15 protein-coding genes and 1 pseudogene are annotated in these 18,029 nt (G+C 47.4%); 6 read left to right on the top strand and 10 right to left on the bottom strand.

Features of this window, described 5'->3' with window-relative positions:
- From D5067_RS18170 to D5067_RS18140, 7 genes and pseudogenes are all read right to left on the bottom strand, one after another.
- On the bottom strand, positions 1–642 hold the full coding sequence (locus tag D5067_RS18170) for a hypothetical protein (protein WP_119935377.1): 642 nt from the start codon (positions 640–642) through the stop codon (positions 1–3).
- Positions 635–2,428 (bottom strand): VPA1262 family N-terminal domain-containing protein, encoded by a 1,794-nt coding sequence (locus D5067_RS18165; protein WP_119935376.1) that lies wholly within the window; start codon positions 2,426–2,428, stop codon positions 635–637. Before D5067_RS18165 ends, D5067_RS18170 begins: the two co-directional genes overlap by 8 nt.
- Positions 2,429–2,669: 241 nt before the next feature.
- A pseudogene (locus D5067_RS18160) lies at positions 2,670–3,458 on the bottom strand (IS630 family transposase); the annotation flags it as partial.
- Between the two features lie 159 nt (positions 3,459–3,617).
- Positions 3,618–5,630 (bottom strand): DUF3732 domain-containing protein, encoded by a 2,013-nt coding sequence (locus tag D5067_RS18155; protein ID WP_119935375.1) that lies wholly within the window; start codon positions 5,628–5,630, stop codon positions 3,618–3,620.
- Positions 5,627–6,088, bottom strand: a complete 462-nt coding sequence (locus D5067_RS18150) for a three component ABC system middle component (protein WP_119935374.1) — start codon at positions 6,086–6,088, stop codon at positions 5,627–5,629. Before D5067_RS18150 ends, D5067_RS18155 begins: the two co-directional genes overlap by 4 nt.
- Complete coding sequence (locus tag D5067_RS18145; RefSeq protein WP_133302815.1) at positions 6,085–7,302, bottom strand: hypothetical protein; 1,218 nt, start codon at positions 7,300–7,302, stop codon at positions 6,085–6,087. The genes D5067_RS18150 and D5067_RS18145 overlap by 4 nt, the downstream gene beginning before the upstream one ends.
- 413 nt (positions 7,303–7,715) lie before the next feature.
- A complete protein-coding gene (locus tag D5067_RS18140) occupies positions 7,716–8,510 on the bottom strand; it encodes an AraC family transcriptional regulator (protein WP_119935372.1) in 795 nt (264 codons plus the stop codon).
- 87 nt (positions 8,511–8,597) lie between these two features.
- On the opposite strand from D5067_RS18140, the gene D5067_RS18135 reads away from it, so the two are divergent.
- Entirely contained in the window at positions 8,598–9,788 is a 1,191-nt protein-coding gene (locus D5067_RS18135) for an MFS transporter (protein ID WP_119935475.1), read from the top strand.
- A 77-nt stretch (positions 9,789–9,865) separates the two neighbouring features.
- Here the strand turns inward: D5067_RS18135 and D5067_RS18130 are convergent, their stop codons facing one another.
- Positions 9,866–10,798, bottom strand: coding sequence for a LysR family transcriptional regulator (locus D5067_RS18130; protein ID WP_119935371.1), 933 nt, complete (start codon positions 10,796–10,798; stop codon positions 9,866–9,868).
- 129 nt (positions 10,799–10,927) lie between these two features.
- Between D5067_RS18130 and D5067_RS18125 the strand changes: the two genes are divergently transcribed.
- From D5067_RS18125 to D5067_RS18115, 3 genes are all read left to right on the top strand, one after another.
- Positions 10,928–12,328 carry an amidohydrolase family protein gene (locus D5067_RS18125; RefSeq protein ID WP_119935370.1) on the top strand — a complete coding sequence of 467 codons (1,401 nt, stop codon included), beginning with the start codon at positions 10,928–10,930 and terminating at the stop codon, positions 12,326–12,328.
- Positions 12,329–12,342: 14 nt separating this feature from the next.
- Positions 12,343–12,816 (top strand): DMT family transporter, encoded by a 474-nt coding sequence (locus D5067_RS18120; RefSeq protein ID WP_119935474.1) that lies wholly within the window; start codon positions 12,343–12,345, stop codon positions 12,814–12,816.
- A 103-nt stretch (positions 12,817–12,919) separates the two neighbouring features.
- Positions 12,920–13,780 (top strand): SMP-30/gluconolactonase/LRE family protein, encoded by an 861-nt coding sequence (locus tag D5067_RS18115; RefSeq protein WP_119935369.1) that lies wholly within the window; start codon positions 12,920–12,922, stop codon positions 13,778–13,780.
- Positions 13,781–13,923: 143 nt separating this feature from the next.
- On the opposite strand, the gene D5067_RS18110 is transcribed toward D5067_RS18115, so the two are convergent.
- Positions 13,924–14,946, bottom strand: coding sequence for a YagK/YfjJ domain-containing protein (locus D5067_RS18110; RefSeq protein ID WP_119935368.1), 1,023 nt, complete (start codon positions 14,944–14,946; stop codon positions 13,924–13,926).
- Positions 14,947–15,293: 347 nt separating this feature from the next.
- Positions 15,294–15,497: a helix-turn-helix transcriptional regulator gene (locus D5067_RS18105; protein WP_023334626.1), complete on the bottom strand. Its 204-nt coding sequence runs from the start codon at positions 15,495–15,497 to the stop codon at positions 15,294–15,296.
- 396 nt (positions 15,498–15,893) lie between these two features.
- On the opposite strand from D5067_RS18105, the gene D5067_RS18100 reads away from it, so the two are divergent.
- Positions 15,894–17,213: a hypothetical protein gene (locus D5067_RS18100; protein WP_133302814.1), complete on the top strand. Its 1,320-nt coding sequence runs from the start codon at positions 15,894–15,896 to the stop codon at positions 17,211–17,213.
- 356 nt (positions 17,214–17,569) lie between these two features.
- Positions 17,570–18,004: a hypothetical protein gene (locus D5067_RS18095; protein ID WP_119935366.1), complete on the top strand. Its 435-nt coding sequence runs from the start codon at positions 17,570–17,572 to the stop codon at positions 18,002–18,004.
- Positions 18,005–18,029: the final 25 nt, after the last annotated feature.

The following is an 18,029-nucleotide window of genomic DNA, read 5'->3' as shown; positions in this document are numbered from 1 at the left end:
CTATTTCTTCCCTTTAATGTTGGCCATCTTCCAAACTGTTTCAAAAAATTGCACGGCATCATGAGCCTCAGCATTCCAGCCTCTACTCACGGCATTTACATCTCGGTGAAAACCGCCGACAGTTGCGCCAAAATGCCATAATTCGTTATCGATGATAGCAAAGCGATCGTGAATACAGTCGGCGTCTTTGAGGGTAAATGAGAGCTCTACTGTTATAGGTGAGGAGAGTTTGGAACGGTCTTCTGTTACGACCTGCTTTAAATCCTCGAAAGCTTTCTCGATGTCTTTCTGTAAACTATGATAACCAGTCAAAATTTTTATTGTTTTAATATGTTCTGTGTAAAACCACTCCACAACATGATTTATTCTTCGATTATGATCGGGCTTCTGACCATCTGCAGAAAATAAGTGCCTGTCAATTATCCACACCTCTCGAGCAGTACTAAGTGCTTTTTCAAACTCCTCGACTAACCGTACATTCGGTGCCTCACGACGAGCAATCATGGCATTGGCACATGGGAAATGATGACGAGACTCGTCCCGGTAGGGTGCCTCGCAAGGTATAAGTAGCTGCGGAGTAAAATTTGCCTCTACCACCGGAGTGAGCATACTGACATTATTTTGTGACAGAAGTTTAACCATTATCAATGTCCTGTTCACCCCGCGTTTCCGCATCCTGCGTCCCTTGTGCGTCCGGTTTACCTTGAGCCTTAGTCCCACCTTTCGCTTCTTTAGCGTCTGCCATACCACGCCCGCAATACACACATATCTTCTTTGTCGCTCCTTTCAGGACTTTGAAGTCCTTCAAAGGGATAGAATTGTTAAAAAGGTCCGTGAGGTGGGTGAGTATTTTTTCACCATGGGGTATGCGCATGGTCAGCGTTGGCCGTATACCGATAGAGTTCAAAGAACTGCCGATCATCCATACACGTCCATCGACCGCGATGAATCGATCATGGAACAGGCTACTTTCAGTATTGGCGACTTTTATTTCAATGCTGTTTTTGTGGCTGGCATGGAAGATAGTTAGGGTTTGCAGCAATGCCTGCTGTGTGTCCAGTTCCTCCTCACTATCGGCTTCAATACCTGATCCCGCTTCTTTGATCTGTTTGAAAGCATTTTTTGAAGTAAGGATTTGTATCTTGACCTCGTCTCGCTCAATAGCAAATAGGTATTGGGATATTTGGTTTGCACTGAAGTAGGGATCGGCTATGAAGATGCTTGAGCGCGCATGCTTGAGCTTTTTCCTGATGTGATCGAGTGCTTCCTTGCGCTGGTTAGCTGTAAACCATGTCTGATCATAAATTTGGGCGCTGTAATTAAGGAGTCGCTCGTTTTTCGCCTCTAACAAACGCTGGAAGGCGTCTGCTGTGTATGGTGCTTCACCCCATGTTTGTGAGGAAGCTAAGGTTTTTTTTTCGGTAAAATACTCATTGATTGGACTTTTCTTTCTATCTGTTTCTGGGGAACTAACCTTGACACGTCGCTCTACTATCTCAGTCCTCATGTTCATTTGTCGTATGAATTGTCGCATGGGCGTTTGCAGCAAGACACCGCGTTCCGTATGTGTGAGGACAAGACCAGAGCCGTGGATGGTGGAAGGCCTTTCAATCACAACCAAGCCATCCTCTGGTACAGGAACTGTATCGAAGGAGGTGAGCATCCCTTCTTGTCCTTCCATCGAAGTCAAGCTGAGATTTTTGAGTTTCCGGCCAGGGTGAGGCCTCACATGGAAGTACAACAATTCGGAACCGTCCTCTCTAGGGTCAACGAACTGTCGGACAGAATGAACGTCACAATCAGGGACAGCGAGCGCCATCCCACCCAAATATTCAGGATACTCCCTAAAATCGACGTGCATGTGGTGCTCCAAGAATTGAAAAGCTTCCTGGCACTGCTTGCTTTGTCCATCTGTGTCAAGAAAGCTCGGCCATTCCTGGCTGTCTGAAATTCGGCGTGAATACCTGATGATACCAAGATTGCGGAAGGGGAGTGAAGAACGCTCAGATCTCAGCGTAATGTCTTCACTTTCCATTGGTACACCCAGTACTGGCCATCTTGGAAAGTCGCTTAGCCTGCCACTTGTGAGGGGCTCGCCATCAGAATTAGCCCGGAAACTATGAAGAGGAGTCGGTGTATGAAGTTCTTTGGATTCACTTCGATACCACTTGATGGCCTCTTCTGCTGTCATGACTATACGATCGACCGCAATGCCGCCTTCTTTGTTAAATTTTTTGAAGTAAGGCTTGGGAGGTCTTATAGGAGCTTGCCTTCCTGATGCCAGCAACCAGACCGATGCGAACAGCAAACGTAGAGGGGGCTGCTCAGAAGTAGAGCTTGGCGGTACAATCACTGCGACATGAACGACCGCGTGTTCGAAGCCGTCAGTCAATTTACTATAGAGGTTATTGCTTTCGGTACTTTCCATGTATGGCTCGCTATCGATCAAGGGTGCTGATTTGATATTTTCGATGGACTACCGCTAATAAGGTCACTTAGCCGGATGAACGAAGGTACTTTATGCAGCGGAAAGGGAAAAGGCAGTAACATTTCATTGAGGAATTCCGTCACGACGTCACCCTGGCTACTATCATAGAGGCATTCAGAGGTTTCCGAAAGATGTCGTAGCCATCGATCACTAGCAGGCAATGACTAAATAACTTCGCATATTACCGCTCCACTTTAGCCAGACCGTGTTGCTTGCCAGGGAATGGCGAGGCAGCCTTCATAAACTGATTGACCTGTCTCAGCAACTACCACATATACCGGCACTGATGATTTCGCGTTATGGTTTCGTGTAACGATAACCACAACAGCTCTATCGGATTCAGCCATGGTGAATATACTGGCAGGAACAGCAACCGGAACTTCGGGTTCTTTTCCAGCCAGCGTTCCACTTTGCGGCTTTTATGAATGACGTAGTTATCAAGTACCAGCGTGATGGTTTTCGCTCGTCGGTATGTGCCCCGTAATGCTTCTAACAGGCTGATAAATAAATCAGAACTCTTACTTCTGCCGCTGACATAGTGGATTTTCCCGGTACCCGAATGTAGTACGCCTGCCAGATAATGCTTCTGGTTCTTCCCCGGCGTGGCGATACGTTTCTGCTGCCCTTTGGGCATCCAGTCCGCGCCAATTTTAGGGTTCAGGTCGATATCGACTTCATCCTGATAAAACACGGGATGTTCTGCCGGAGCCTCACTCAGCGCCTGTTCGATAGCAAGCTGTTTTTCTTCATACCGCGGGTCCCGGATTTTCAGCGTTGGCGCGGCTCTGCGCCAGACAATGCCCGCACGTTTCAGGTATCGGTGCAGAGTGGCGCTATGCAGTGTCAGGTTAAAAATCTGGTTGATGATGCGGGACAGCAACTCCGTACTCCAGCGTGAGCGCAGCCAGCCAAAATCCTTTGGGGAGCGCTGAACCAGCAGAGGAAGCACCTGAAGAATATCGGTAAACGGCTGCACCCGGTCACTGAATATGAATGATATGCGCAACAACCGCCCGTGGGCGGTTATCAAGAGTGAGCAGGAAAGCGGGGTCCCAGCAAGCGTGAGGCAGTGAGTTTGGCTTTAGAAAGTTTATCCGCTCAGCGAAGAAGGACCTCCCTAAAGAGAGGTTCACTCATCATGAGTTATCAGCCCCTCACCGCGTGAACGCCAGGTAGCCCTTACATAGTCCTGAAAATGATAACCCTCTCCTAAAATAAGATTATCTGCGTGGTCAGAGACTATCACCTGCGGGATCACTCCGGTTTCTTCTCCTGTCTTTTCACAGAATTTTGCCAGTTGGGTAAACATATTCGTTACCGCTCTCATATCGTCATCCAGAATGTTTTCACGCCGGTTTTGTCTTGCAAGCTCTTTCGGCCTGAACTTATCCGCATCGTCCAATGCCGCGGGGAAATAAACCTGTGTCGGTTGGTCTAAAAACAGAATTGGTGGGATTTTACATCCCCTTTTGGAATGCGCTGCAAACTGATGATGTAAAGCCATGAAGAGTGCCAGGTGCGAGTAAAGCCAGTTGGCTCCACTTCCCATTGCGCGCAAATAAACACGATTTTTGGGATCCTGTTGATACCATAAATCGAACGTCTCAGTATCAAAACGGAGAGCCGAGGGCTTGTAGGTCTCTTCAAAATCGAAGAGATCACCATACTCACACATTTTGTCATTAATGCTGATTGAGAGCTCATGCAAACTACGTTCGATATTAAATTTTGCCAGACGGTCTGAAAGCCGGATAACCTTAGCGCGCCAGTAGGTTTCCAGTTCGTCGAGATCCGTTACCGGTCTGTCCAGTTGCTCCTGGATAGCCAGCTCAAGTCGAATTTTAGCTTTTATTGCCTGTTCGTTTATCGAACCACCAGTTTGGAGCCTGTAAAACTCTTCATCAAATGGCTCAATACTCTCCTGAATCAGGGAAAGGGAATCATTGAGGGCATCCAGTTCCTCCTCTAACTTCCGGCGTTCTCCTTCAAAGCTCTCACGCGCATATGCAGAGAATGCAAGCTCATCGTTCAACCATGTTATTGCCTCCGTAAGCTTGTTGACCTCAACAATGGGTAAAGAGTTTTCTGCTTTACACATCGGGCAATAGACGTGAGACAACGTCGCAGAACCGGGCAGATGGCTCTTGGACATGTCTTGCGTGAATTGTATTGCAGAAGCCCTAGAATCTTTGATTAGCCTCAACTGTCCCTGAATTTTCCGTTTTTTTCCCAGCACTTCAGCTCGCTCTTTCTCAAGCTTGTCTCTTTGCGCTTCGATCTGATCAGAGAGGACATTCACGCTGACTGTGCTCCCTGAAATATGTTTAAGCCACATGGCCGGACGGGCGTAGATGGCTTCACCCTGACCTTCAATAAGTGGCTTACCCGCGAGGCTCAAATACTCTTTTAGGTAACGGTTATAGCGGTCGGTAAGCATGGCTTTTCGTTGAGTCTGCTTTGGGATCTGACGCTTTACTCTGCCCAGCTCAAATTTAGCGAGCTCAAATTCTTTGTGAAGATCAAAATAATCTTCATTCACCAGCCCCATCAGGATCTTGAAGTGCTTGATGGCTTGGTCTCGTTTTTCCTTTTCGTCAAAGCGGTAAAAGATTGCGTGCTTATTAGCTATAAGATTCTGGTGCTGCAGCATAAATGAAGAAAAACTGCGCACGGTGGGCGTTGGGGATTTGTGACGACCTGACAACAGCTTTAAGGGGGACTCATCGACGTTTTCCATGGTTACGCCAAAATGCCGGCCCAGATTTTTTTTGAACGCACTCAGAGGCATGCCCTGTTCAGAACCGAATAACGCGGCGGGGTCTTCTATCAGCGCTGACAGATGGTCGGGATCGACACCTGGAACATCAATCAAAAAGCATAGGTCAGATTTCTTTTTTCTCGCGGCGATAACTGCGTATCGTGGGAACTGCAGCGCAATAAAAAACGTCTCTGCGCGTTCGGTGATAATCCCAACGGGTATCGTATCTTCAGAACTACCCATGCAGTAGTCGAAAATTTCGAGTACCGCGCTCTTTCCTGTTGAAGACTTGCCTGTAATGACGTTCAGTCCAGGCGTGAGGCTCACTTTATGAATCTTATTCTGCGTATCCGCTACACCGATATATTTTACGAAGCATGTCATAGTGATTTGAATCCTAACGTTCTATAAATGGTAACGATATCCACTTCGGCGAACAAAACCGCCAGGCGGCTAGCAGCGGTTAAATGCACCGGATTAGCACCTCCTGTATCGACGGCATGCAGGGATTTAACGGAAAGACTGTCAGTGACTTCAATACTTTCTGTCGCCTGGAGAAAAAGCAACGAGGCATGTGTTAGGGATTTATTTTGCTGCACCAGGTGCGTTAAACCCACCAGTCGCGACTGCTGGGAGCACATTGTTCTTAGACTGCTGGATTCTTTAGCATGAATCAGAAAGGCCTGCATAGGTGGAGACAGCAGCATTGGGAGTACGAGATAACTCAGCAGCAGATCTCGCTCACGTGAGGCATATTGTGTATAAAATTGGTGAAGACAGGGGGCAAGCAAAATAGGGGATCGCTGAAGTGTAAAGAGATGATTGATAGCTTTCGATTTCATTCCCACAGCCTCCAGTGGAACTCATCGTCGGTATCCTCAGGTTCTTCATCGGCGAGCAGGTGATAAATTCCATTCCGGAAAGTAGCGGGTGTAGAATTGTAACGGCTAAATACAGTAACGGCTTCACCCTGACGTTCGTGATAAAAAGCAAGGGACTCGTCCTTTAATTCTTCCATCGAGGACTTTTTAAATTTAATCATGGCGCTCTTCCTTTTACTGAGATGGCGCGATAGCTCGCCGTCCCAGTATTCATCGACTTCCTGCTGTGAGGTGTCGAAATGCTTAGTTAGCTCATAGAGATATTTTTCCGCATGTAACATGTCTCCCGCAGCCAGAATGATATCTCGCTTAGTCGCCCCAATTTCAGTCAGTTTTTGTGCATAACGATCATTGCTGACGTCCATTTTTGCGGCTTTGTCTTTGATTGCATTACTATCGATAATCGGAAAAACTACCGTGCCATGCATGTAACGGCGGGTAAGATCAGCAAATTTTTTATCAAACTCCCCGACCTCAAATTTCCATCCTTCCGTAATCTTGATCGCATCTGTCATAAAACCAAACATATCGTTCAGAAAATCATTATGTTTACTTGGAAGGATGCCCTTGAGGTAACGTTTCTTATATTTAGCTATCCGATCGTTCAGGCCTGGCTGCTCAGTCCAGATCCTGATTTTAGGCAGCAACTCAAGCAACAAATCACGCTTCATGTCATCCATAATGATACGCTGCAGGCGAACAGTTCTTGACGGCTCAGCAGGGCGGGAAACTTCTTTCTCGCCAGGCATACGCTCGTCTTTCTTTTCTTCTTTACGCCTCTGTGCCTCAGTGAAACGGACTTCTGAACTTTTATGGATATCAGTCAGCACTTTAAGTCGATCATTGATGGTCATCTCATTCCAGCCATCAAAGGCGGTTCTTTCACTGTAAGGCTGCGTGGTCAGAAGAATAAGGTCCACGAATTGGGTATGATCAAAGTCCGGGTCAAGCCAGTTGTTAAGAGTATTCCAGAAGTTTTCATGTGAATCGGTCAATTCATCTGAGTAATTTTTGACTTCTGTTTGTGACTTGCCAGGGATCGAAACATCACCAAGCACTTCAATCCAAAGCTCATCTCCATCCTCGAGGGCGTGACAATGCTCAATGGCGACGTGGATCTGGTATGCCATGGATTCAAAAAGTTTTGTCGCATCAACTTTGAGTTTTTTTGTCACACGTGTACCCCGGATTGAATCGACTAACTCCAGAAAATTTCCGCGTTTTCTTAACATTGCCGGTTAGTTCTCTCCTGGAGAAAATATCTGAGGTGAGTTAGCTTATGCTGAAAATAGACATCAATAAATGAGCCTCGTCACAGCGCCTTAGCCATTTGCTTTTTGAGACAATGCCGCATTGATTTTTAGATATTGAAGGTTTTTTGTAAACAAAAATAACTGTACCAGATTAATCAAACAGCTGGGAAAATCATTTAACATATTTAAATCAATAGTATCAGGAATCCTGGCGGTAGGGTGCCAACTTCCGCTTTTGGCACTGAGCGGACATGCTAACTGAGCTAAAGGTCCGCTGTGAGCGATGAGCGGACGTTAGCGTTGTTTAAAAAAAATCCGGTTTGTGTTGTTTTGCATTAGTTTAGGGACGAGAAATACTGCGTCGGTGATTTACCCAGCGCTTTCCTAAACATCGTAATAAACGCGCTGACCGAATCATATCCCAGCATTCCGGCGACGCGCTGCACTGGCTGACCTTCTGCCAGATGGCTCAGGGCTATCATTAAATGCAGTTGCTGACGCCAGCGACCAAAGCTCATTCCTGTTGCCTCTTTTATCCGTCTGGCCAGAGATCTCTCGCTGATGGCCAGTTGAGCAGCCCACTGCTTTAACGTTCGCCGGTCATCTGGCTCATTAAAAAGTGCCTCAGCCATTTTCCGGATTTTAGGATGATCCGATACGGGAAGATGGAGCGCTTTAACCGGCACATCCGGAATATGTTCCAGCAGCACTGCTGCGAGCCTGGCGGTTTTACTGTCAGGAGAATAAACCTGTTCCTGCTCTGCAAGATACATAACAAGCTCGCGGACCAGAGGCGTAATCGCCAGGGTACAGCAGATTTCCGGCATCACCGCCGCGCCGGGTTCGATAAACAGAAAGCAGGTATCTGCATTCTTCGTAATCCGGCAACTATGAGGGATTTCACCCGGAACCCAGACTGCATGTCCCGGTGGAACAAGCCACAGCGCATCCTCAACCTCACAGCTCACTGCACCGCGCAAAGAGAGAATAAGTTGTCCCTTGCGATGAGTGTGCGGACTCTGCCCGGCATACTCGCCTGACGATGATACATGCAGGGCAATAGCAGCCTGACTGAAAGCATCGGCGTTAAACTCCTCCGGCGAGGTCACGATTTTTTTATTAACTGGCATGATTTAGCTATATGTTGTCAGGTTATCTATATTCTGTAACTCATGCGTTCTTTAAAGTCTTTCTTTTTTCCAGAGAAAGCAAAATTTATGTCCCACACGACGAACAAATGGTCTTCAGTCATACTTGTGACCGGCATCCTTTTTATCGCCATTAACCTGCGTGTTCCTTTTACCGCTATCGCACCCGTTTTAGAGTCTATTCGCCATGATTTTGGGCTAAGTATCACAGCCGTTGGGTTGCTTAACTCGCTACCTTTACTGGCCTTTGCCTCCTTTTCACCCCTGAGCGCATCCATCTCCCGCAAGTACGGCCTGGAACGCACCCTTTTTGGTGCCCTGGCCGTGATTTCTGCAGGCATCCTGCTTCGCTCCACAGGCAGCGTCTGGGCGCTTTATGGCGGAACCATATTAATAGGTATCGGGATTGCCCTGGGCAATGTCCTTCTGCCAGGTCTTATCAAACGTGACTTTTCCGGCAACGTGGCTTCTGTGACGGGGGCGTATTCCATCACCATGGGTGCCGCGGGTGCCATTGGTTCAGCCATTGTCATTCCTCTGACGCAGAGCTGGGGATGGAACATCGCGTTAGCCATGCTGGTTATAGCACCGTTCCTTGCGCTGCTTTTATGGTTGCCGCAGTTAACGAACAAGCATCAGCTGCCAGCAGCGGGTGAGAAACAAGCGGCGTCCGTCGCGGTCTGGCGCTCGCCTCTGGCATGGCAGGTCACCCTGTTTATGGGCCTGAATGCGATGCCGTTTTATGTTGCGGTGGGCTGGCTTCCAGCCATTCTTACGGACAGTGGACTCTCCTCAGCTCAGGCTGGCGAGGTACACGGCATCCTTCAGCTGACCACCGCCATTCCCGGCCTGATTCTGGCGGCCACGCTGCGTCGTCTCAACGATCAGAAATTAGCTGCTGCTGGCGTCAGCCTGTTAACCGCAGTGTCCTTTATCGGCATCCTGTATCTGCCGGCTATGGCGATGCTGTGGGCCGCGCTTCTCGGCTTCGGCTCAGGTGCCAGCATGATGCTGGGGCTGACATTCATCGGGCTGCGTACTAAAAATGCGGGTGATGCTGCCGCCTTGTCAGGCATGGCGCAGAGTGTCGGTTATCTGATGGCGGCGACGGGTCCGCTGTTGCTGGGCAAAGTACAAGAGTTGTCCGGAGGCTGGACGGTGCCATTACTGATGACCACAGCAATCGCAGTCGCAGGCGCCTGCACCGGAATGGCTGCCGGACGAAACGCTCACCTGGAACCTGCACTGCAGCCGGGCTGAATTCACAGACACAGCAGGGGAACGTTCGGTTCCTCTGCTGAGGGGGTTATTAGTTGTCGTACTGAAGAGCTGTCCTCTTACCGGAGCCGTCTTTTACCGGAAAGACCTTTCTCACCTGCGCCCTCGTTGAAAAGTCCGGAGATCCAGTCAGCAAAAGCACGCACGGCGGGAGAGAGAAAACGCTGATGCGGATAGAGCATCGTTACCGGCACGGAGGGGGGCTGCCAGTCTGCCAGAACCTCGATCAGTTTGCCTTGCTGCAGATTCTCCGAAATCACATTCTCAGCGAGCTGCGCCAGCCCAAAACCTTCAAGACACAGTCTGATGTAGAGTCCCGTTTCGTTAACGGCTGCATCCCCCTCAACCGGAACAGAGAAGGCCTCAGTGCCTCGTGTAAAACGCAGTTCACTATTGCGTCTTCCAGAACCGGAAAAGTAATGAATCGCCCGATGTTGTGACAACGCTTCAGGCGTCTCAGGGACACCGAACTTCCTGAGATAGTCCGGCGAGGCGCAGGTCACCCAGCGAAACCGGCCAAGCGGACGGGCAACCAGTGTGGAGTCCGTTAATTCACCGGTTCGTATGACGCAATCCACCCCTTCCTGCACAAGATCGACCTGCCGATCGCTCACGCCAATCATAAGGTAAATATCCGGATAAAGCCGGTAAAAGTCTTTCAGGTTGGGCATGATGATGAAATGGGCGATTCCGCCAGGCATATCAACCCGCAGCCGCCCCTGAGGGCGTTTGATGGAATCAGTCAGGCTGGATTCACTATGTTCAATTAGCGACAGAATCTCCCGACACTGCGCCAGATATTGCAGGCCTTCAGGAGTAAGGCTGACCCGCCTTGTCGTGCGGTTCAACAGACGCACCTGCAGGTATTTCTCCAGGTTTTTAATCGTGCTGGTAACTGTGGAAGAAGGCAGTGAAAGTGTTTCTGCCGCGCGTACAAAACTCCCGGCTTCAGCAACCCGCGTAAAAACCTGCATAGCGTGAATCCGATCCATCGTTCTGCTCCTAAGTAAAAGTGAGTCTGATTATTCGCGAATTGTGAATTATGAAAACGCTTTAAGCATCTTTTTCAGGCTAATGACGTGGCATATCGTTTCCCCATTAATCAGGAAAGAGGCAAGTTTATGACCGGTTACATCAGAAATATTGTTAACAACAAGAATGTCACTTCACAGGTTACGTTGATTCGTGGCGCGACGATACTGAGCATGGACAAGAACGTCGGTAACATTGAGCGCGGCGATATTCTGATCAACGGCTCAACGATTACCGCCGTGGGTCAGAACCTTGATGTCCCGGGTGCGCATGTCATTAATGCCAGCAACATGATCGTCATGCCGGGAATGGTCGATTCTCATCGTCACGCATGGGAAGGACAGCTGCGCCGCATTAACCCAAACGCCACCTGTCTGGACGACTACAGCAATGCCACGCACTTTTCCTTCGCTAAATATTACCGTCCTGCCGATATCTATGTTGGCAACCTGCTGACGGCGCTGGGCGCTATTGACGCGGGCATCACCACGATGATCGATAACTCGCACAACAGCAGAACCGCAGCGCATTCCGATGCCGCCGTCGAGGCCCTGCTTGATACCGGTATTCGCGCCATTCATGCTTCCGGCGCACCAGTAGCCGGCGAATGGGATAACGCGCACTGGCCGGGAAACTGGCAGCGTCTGCAGGAGAAGTATTTCACCGACAACCCTGATAGCCTGGTCTCTCTCGCAGTCATGGCCCAGCTGGAACCAAAGTTGTGGGCCGAGGCCCGCAGGCTGGGACTGCCGATTGTGACTGAGTTCTTTGGCGCTGAGATGGGGTCTGAACTTGAGTCGCTGCATCAGCAGGGGCTGCTGGGTCCGGATAATATTTTCAATCACTGCACGGCTCTGCCGGACGAGGGATGGAAAATCCTGCGCGAAGCCGGGGTCCGGGTTAACGTTTGCCCGCGCTCCGATGCGCATTATGGCATCGAAGATGGCATGTTTGCTATTGAGGCTGCATATCGACACGGTATCACGCCGGGTCTGAGCGTTGACAACGAAACGTCCTACAGTACCGACATGTTTATGGAAATGCGTGTGGCATTTTACCTGCAACGTGTCATGGGGATGCACAAGCATCAGCACTGCTGCGACTCGGAACATTCTCTTACAACGCTTCCTGCAGCACAACTTCTCAAGGCAGCGACCGTCGATGGCGCTTACTGTGCAGGCTTGCAGGACAAAGTCGGCAGTCTGACGCCAGGAAAGCAGGCCGATCTCATCCTGATCAATGCCGGCGACATTAACCTCTATCCTAACGGAAATGCGTTTGGCACGGTGGTACATGCAACTGAGCGCAGCAACATCGATACCGTCATGATTGGCGGACGTATTGTTAAACAGAACGGGAAGGTTATTGGCGTCGACAGTGCACGCCTTCATGCAGCGATTGATGAATCTCGCGAACATCTGTTTGCCGCTGCTGGATATAAACCTGACATATTTGCAGAAACCTTCCTGCCGCTGGAGCAGGCACACTGAAAGGTATGAAACGCATGAGCATGATTTATTACATAATCGCTTTTGCCGCAGGTCTTGGGATAACCCTGCAGACGACCCTGAACAGCCAGCTTGCACGAGGACTTGGAGGCGATTCGGTTACCGCCGCATTATTTTCCTTCTCTGCCGGAGCATTTGTGCTGGGGATTTACTCGCTGCTGCGTGGGGGATTGTTCGCCTCTCTAGCGGCCATTCCTTCTCAGCCCATCTGGAGTCTGGCGGGCGGGCTGATCGGGGCCGGAGCCCTTTTTAGCTATGTGGTACTGGCACCCAAAATCGGGTTTTCAGCCCTTCTCGGACTGGCGATTGTAGGACAGTTACTGTCGTCACAGATGATCGATCACTTCGGTCTTCTGGGTGCCATAAGACGTCCTGTTTCGCTGTTAAAACTGGGCGGGATGCTGGTTATGCTGGCCGGTCTGGCCATCATGCTTTTCGGCGATCGTCTTTCTGAGCGTTTTCTGCACTAACATAATGACTGTTCCTGCCCCAGACGGACGTTTGCCATGCGCAGACGTCCGTATTCATTAACATATGCATAATGTGTATTTTGTATCCCACCGGAGAAATAAGATGTTTTCAGTAGCAGCTGATGTCAGAAATTTGCTGGGAGAGTGCCCTGTCTGGTGTGAAAGAACACGCAGACTCTACTGGACTGACATTGAAAGGAGTGAACTACTTGCTTCAGAAGAAGGATCTGAGGTCGTGATGCGTTGGTCTCTGCCTGAACGCCTCGGATCCTTTGCCCTCACCGAAAATGAGGACGTATTGTTAATGGGGCTGGCGTCCAGGTTTGGTTTTTACGAACTCAGTACCGGTATTTTCACTACTATCGCAGCCACGCCAGGAGAAGCGGGAACCCGCACAGGTGATGGTCGCTGCGACCGCTCTGGTAATTTTATTTTCGGTACAATGGATGATGGTTATCCTGTTAAAGCCATTGGTGAATTTCACAGACTCAATGCGGCAAAAATGACTATTGAGACACTGCCGCTACCCCGTGTAGCTATACCCAACAGCATTTGTTTTAGCCCGGATGGTGACACAATGTATTACTGCGACTCGATGCAGGGCCGCATTTTTTGCTGCGACTACCCCTCTCTGAATAACCAGCGCGTGTTTGTTGAAATAGAAGGAGAAGGGGCACCTGATGGCTCATGTGTTGATGCAATGGGCTATTTATGGAACGCTGAATGGGGTGGACATCGTGTGGTACGTTACCGTCCCGATGGAACTACGGACTGTATTTTGCCCTCACCAGGTGTTCAGAACACGTGCCCAACACTGGCAGGTGAAAATCTGACAACGCTTTATTGTACTACAGCCAACGTGGGGCTCTCCGCACCATCGAAGTATGATGGTGCATTGTTAAAGGCTGAATCCGCCGTATTCGCCGGTTTACCGGAAAGTCGCTTTGCCGCGGTAAAACTCTGATCGACTCCTGAATGCTGGTAAGACGAAGTAATGCATCATGAACTCCGTAACAAATGAAAAAAGCCAGCATGGTTAGCTGGCTTTGTGGATAGAAGGAGGGAAGGAAGCATTACCCACAGTTACAACGGATTAGGTTAACCGGCCTATTTATGTTCTCTTCCTTTTTTCAATGAACGTACTTCTCCGCGACCAAAGGTTCTGGCATTTCCAGGGAGAACCAGTCGGGCACAGGTATCGATCTTGGTGATGTAACTTAGCGCTTTAAGTAACCCCTTGTCCTTACTACTGTCACCGCGTTTCAGTTTGCCGAGGCAGCAGTCCTCATAACGCTCTTTGTAAGCGTTGCAGTTGTAGAACATGCCTCTACCTTTAGTAATGGTTTCATTCCAGTATTTCCCGAAAGCATGAGCAATCACGCCATCCTGTTGTGCCTTATTTCCATTTAAGATAAACAGCATGTGGTAATGAAATTTACGTTGTGGGCCATATTCCAGTTTCCATATCGTCCCGAGGACATGGCGAAACATTGGATTCTTTTGCATATTACGAAACAGCTGCTGACGGTGCTTACGGGCATCATCAGCAGTGATATCATCTTTATGCTCATTTGCCCATGATAAATCAACCCGCAAGACCAGAAGTCGCGAATGACGCTCCTGCAGATGTCTGATGTAATTCATCACTCCCTTCAGGTTTTTAACCGAAGCCCTCTGGTACTTTCTGCATGCTTGTTTAAATCCTGCCTGACTCACAGTAAACCGGTAATCCTGTATCAGTTTATTCAGTATTTCTGCTGTAGTAACAGTGTCTGCCCCTGCTATTTTCCCATTATGAACACGCGAATATAAATCGGCGCTAGTAAATAAACGCTGGAAAGTTGCTATACGTGGATTAGCTATTCGTACTTTCATCGCATCCAGGGGCAACATATTGAGATAACGGATGGCATCAAGAATGATGGCTGACTCTGCACTCTCTTTGTATCCTGAACGGTTATACAAAATAGTGAAGGGTAACTTACGTCCTCTGCTGAGAGTTTTAAGGCAACTGTCCAGTTGTTCTACTCTGAACCTGAATTCATTGTCATCGGATATGATGAGATAAGGATTGTTATTCTCAATGTGATATTCAGCGTGAGATAACAGTATTGATTCTGGTAAGTCCATAATGTATTTCTCTAAAGCCAGTCAACAATAGCTAACTGGCAATATGTAAGGGTGTTTATTGAATGAATGTCTTTGTATGATATTCAGTATGAATAGTCATATCAGAGGTGATACTTGTGCGATAACACAATGTACCTGTGTGAAACTACACTGGATGTGATATCGCATGTTTATATGAAGTATTATTGATAGGTGATAATGTATTAAAGGTCATTTGATAATGCATTAAACACAATAATAAATAAACCGCCTTTATAAATCACATGAAACTCATGTGCGACAAGACACGGAAATATAAAATCATGGTGTAAAGTTAGTGATCTTTTTATCACTATCTTTAATTGTCTTTATGCTCTCGATTCATTAATGCGGGCTTCAAACCATTCTTTTACTTCACGTTCAATCCAGCGGGAACTGCGGCCAAACTTTACAGGTTTTGGAAATTTACCTTGCTGAGCCATTTTATAAAACCACTTATCAGACAAACCGGTCATTTCGGTAATAAACTGCATGCTGACAAATCTATCTTCGTAAATATCAATCGTGTTCATGACATGTCTCCGTAAATGTAACAGGAGGACACCGGTCGGCATCCTTTCATGTCATGGGTCGCATATGTAAGATTTTACTTTTATGAACAGGAGACGCGAATGACGTAACAGTGGCCATATTTTAACGTCATGGCTGTGCAGCCGGTCCATAACCTTCTCTTCCCTCTTTTGGATGCTGCGCGTTGCGCTCACATCCATCGCTTTACTCCAGCATATCTGAAGGGTATGAATTTTCACTTTTCCTGCATTAAACTCAGTATTCATAGCTTCTTCAGATGATTTAACACCTACGTTTTTCCCTATGAATTTGCTATAGTCAACGCCATGAAACACCCTGTGACTGACACTCGGGTGGCTGAGGGATGGGAAACGTATACGGTGAGTGAGGGGAATCGAATGAGCAGGAATGAGTCAGTTGTAAAATTAAAAAGTGAGAGGGAGTTAAGATTTTACAGGTGGTTTTACCAGTATGAGTCCGCGATATTAAATTATCATTTAAAACCTTCTATTAATTCATTAAACATTAGCCACCTTTATTCCATGGATAACCGGCAGGCATCCAGAGTAATTAACACAGCAGTACATTCATTTTATCATCCTGAAATAGCAAATGGATTCATCAGAGCTATCCGAATGAATGTTAATGAGCGCTTCATACCTTCACGTGATTTTGCATGGATAAAAAACTGCCCAGACGCATGCTATTATGTCTGGCTGGTTATAAGAACAATAAATATTAAGACGCCTTCATTATTCTCTACTCTTCCTGATGCACAGGTTTATGGCAATCCACCCATATCTCAAATATTAACTTATGATCAACTCAATCTTATCCAGTACCCTGCAAATCACACAGAACGAATGCTCACCATCACCGATTTTTTTGATCGTTGTGATTCCGGTTTAAAGGACAAAATTGAGTTGATGAATACCATAAGAACAGAATGGTATCGTTTGTATATCTATAAAGATAAGTTTCCTTTAAATAAAAAAGAAAAAGAGAAGTGTGAATGGGCCTGGAAGTACTTTCAAAAAGACAGAGCCAACATCAAAGAAGGCGCAAAAAAAAGAAAACAAAATAAAGAGTCAGAGAAAGAAAGACAAGAGAGTAACTATCAAAACGCATCGCAAAACAGCAATTTTATCATGGATTATCAAAATATATATCATCCCCCTCATATAACAACACTGACTCAGGTTGCTCAATATATACCGCAACAGTACCCGGCATCAACATTAGCTCAGCTTGCTCAATATCATCCTTCCATTGTGAAGCATGATGAATATAATGCTAATGGCCCGCTTAAAAATATGATCGAAAGTTCAGTGCATATAAATACAGCTACTTTAATGCCGTATCTTAAACCTGCCTCTAATGCAGAGAAATGCCTTATCATTCGTTGCCTTTACACATGCTGGTATCATAAAGACAGTGATTTTATAAAACGATTCAATAAAGCGTGGGAAGGCAGGAATGCCAGGAGGAAGTCCCGAAGCCAGAAGAAATCGAAGGTATCCTCTGAAAATAGAGTGCCGGAAGATAATAACGTCCCTGTCAGTCAAATTGCAACGCAATCCTGTGTGGAATTACCCTATGAAAAAACTCCCTCGGAGGCCATGGGGGCATTGAATGAGAAAAGCAGTCCCCATCCAGCTGATGAAAACATGGACGATAAATACGATGGCAATCATCCATTTATGTGGCTGCCTTATTAACGATTATATTTCCTGGGATGTTTACTGAGACGCCGGTAACATTCAGTATAATTCATTCTATTGCGCATTCCAGATTATTTCATGCCTGTATTACCTGTATGATGCCACGCCGGTATGTATTACCGGTATGGCTTCTGTACATTGATCTGTTATACCGATCGAAATCAAACGCATGATAGGTGAAAACTATTAATATATTGATATTGATCGTTTTTATTATAGGTAATGACGATCAATTGCGTAAAACTGATCTGTATTAACGATTATCCCATCTCCTCTCAAATGCATACGATCAAGTGGCCTTTTATGCAAAAAAGGCCCACTTCCGCTTATAAAACACACAGTAAGGAATATCTATGTTGAAGATCATCCCTTCATTTCTTTTCGACGCAGCATTGTTCAGTGGTGCTGTGCATGCAATGGGCCCGGAGCAGCAATGGGGCAACTGGTTTGGCACTGTCAATGCGATGGAGTTTGAACTTAACGCCGACAATAGCGCCGGAGAGCGTATGACGCTCACCTGCCGGGACAGTCATTTGATAGTGAGCTACAGCGGGTCAGATAAGGAGCCAATGTATATACCAGATAATGGGAAAGAAGCTATGGGAATCAATATCAATGCAGTTCATTACCCTCCGAATGAGGCGGCTTTTATAGCGCTCAAAAACACAGACAGCCATGGGCAAATTGAAATCACCCGGATGAATAAATCCGTATCTCACCCCTTCAATACCGCAGGGCTCAGGGAAGCTCTGGAGGGTCTTAATTGGGAAGACTGCATCAGCCATTAACCACCCCATCCGGTAGCCCATGCTC

The organism is Enterobacter huaxiensis (genome assembly GCF_003594935.2).
In the GTDB taxonomy this organism is placed as follows: Bacteria; Pseudomonadota; Gammaproteobacteria; order Enterobacterales; family Enterobacteriaceae; genus Enterobacter; species Enterobacter huaxiensis.
Note: the sequence above shows the minus strand (reverse complement) of the source record. Positions and strands in the feature narration are given on the sequence as shown.

Coding starts and splice junctions, on each gene's coding strand:
- D5067_RS18125 (WP_119935370.1), top strand. CDS start 10,928: ATGACCGGTTACATCAGAAATATTGTTAACAACAAGAATGTCACTTCA.
- D5067_RS18130 (WP_119935371.1), bottom strand. CDS start 10,798: ATGGATCGGATTCACGCTATGCAGGTTTTTACGCGGGTTGCTGAAGCC.
- D5067_RS18165 (WP_119935376.1), bottom strand. CDS start 2,428: ATGGAAAGTACCGAAAGCAATAACCTCTATAGTAAATTGACTGACGGC.
- D5067_RS18140 (WP_119935372.1), bottom strand. CDS start 8,510: ATGCCAGTTAATAAAAAAATCGTGACCTCGCCGGAGGAGTTTAACGCC.
- D5067_RS18115 (WP_119935369.1), top strand. CDS start 12,920: ATGTTTTCAGTAGCAGCTGATGTCAGAAATTTGCTGGGAGAGTGCCCT.
- D5067_RS18105 (WP_023334626.1), bottom strand. CDS start 15,497: ATGAACACGATTGATATTTACGAAGATAGATTTGTCAGCATGCAGTTT.
- D5067_RS18120 (WP_119935474.1), top strand. CDS start 12,343: ATGAGCATGATTTATTACATAATCGCTTTTGCCGCAGGTCTTGGGATA.
- D5067_RS18110 (WP_119935368.1), bottom strand. CDS start 14,946: ATGGACTTACCAGAATCAATACTGTTATCTCACGCTGAATATCACATT.
- D5067_RS18135 (WP_119935475.1), top strand. CDS start 8,598: ATGTCCCACACGACGAACAAATGGTCTTCAGTCATACTTGTGACCGGC.
- D5067_RS18150 (WP_119935374.1), bottom strand. CDS start 6,088: ATGAAATCGAAAGCTATCAATCATCTCTTTACACTTCAGCGATCCCCT.
- D5067_RS18155 (WP_119935375.1), bottom strand. CDS start 5,630: ATGACATGCTTCGTAAAATATATCGGTGTAGCGGATACGCAGAATAAG.
- D5067_RS18170 (WP_119935377.1), bottom strand. CDS start 642: ATGGTTAAACTTCTGTCACAAAATAATGTCAGTATGCTCACTCCGGTG.
- D5067_RS18095 (WP_119935366.1), top strand. CDS start 17,570: ATGTTGAAGATCATCCCTTCATTTCTTTTCGACGCAGCATTGTTCAGT.
- D5067_RS18100 (WP_133302814.1), top strand. CDS start 15,894: ATGAGCAGGAATGAGTCAGTTGTAAAATTAAAAAGTGAGAGGGAGTTA.